The sequence below is a fragment of the Mesorhizobium sp. M7D.F.Ca.US.004.03.1.1 genome (assembly GCF_003998635.1).
In the GTDB taxonomy this organism is placed as follows: Bacteria; Pseudomonadota; Alphaproteobacteria; order Rhizobiales; family Rhizobiaceae; genus Mesorhizobium; species Mesorhizobium loti.
Window position 1 is genome coordinate 1 of the sequence record NZ_RZQG01001630.1, and the last position, 644, is coordinate 644.

1 protein-coding gene is annotated in these 644 nt (G+C 55.3%); it reads right to left on the bottom strand.

Going from position 1 to position 644, the window contains the following annotated elements; translation table 11 throughout:
* A partial coding sequence (locus tag EN935_RS39170; protein ID WP_164771884.1) for an amidohydrolase family protein occupies positions 1–644 on the bottom strand: 644 nt, incomplete at both ends.

Below are 644 nucleotides of genomic sequence, written 5' to 3' on the forward strand. Positions count from 1 at the left end.
TTAAGAAACTGAACGATAGAACCACGGCGCGTTCTTTGCCGCGCGTAGTACTCTTGATATCTCGTTTCCAGAAGATGCATATGCATCGGCACATTGGCGTCTGCTGAGCATTGTCCAACGAGTTCGAGGGCTCGGTCCGAACACCATTGCAAATTGACCGGAGCCATCTGAATCGCTCTGGTCTTGTGACCCTTCGCGTCTTGTCGAAGGGTGCCAAACAGCTCGAAATTGTCTTCCAGCCGGATGGCCTGCTTCTTGACGTGGGCCGTTGCTTTCGGTTTCAACGCCTGTGGAAGCCGCGATGCGAATATTTCGTCGTCCTCATAGACCAAGCGGTTCTGATCGCGGACGCCAAACGAGTACGAGACGCGCATTCCGATATCGTCATAAGCGCGCAGGATTTCATTGGAGTCGGCATAGATATTCTCCACCGGGCCAAGAAGGCGACCCTGCAAATGCTGCACCGTAGTCACACCAGACCGCACCATCTCGAATGCCGAGTACATCGTGTCGAGGTACAGCGGGACAGCCTTCCCGCCGGTCCGCCGGTTGATCCAGAGTTCCAGCGGAAGATCCGGCGAACCGAGCTGAAAGGGCGTTATACCCTGATGGTGATGGGCGTTCACAAAGCCTGGGAATACGAC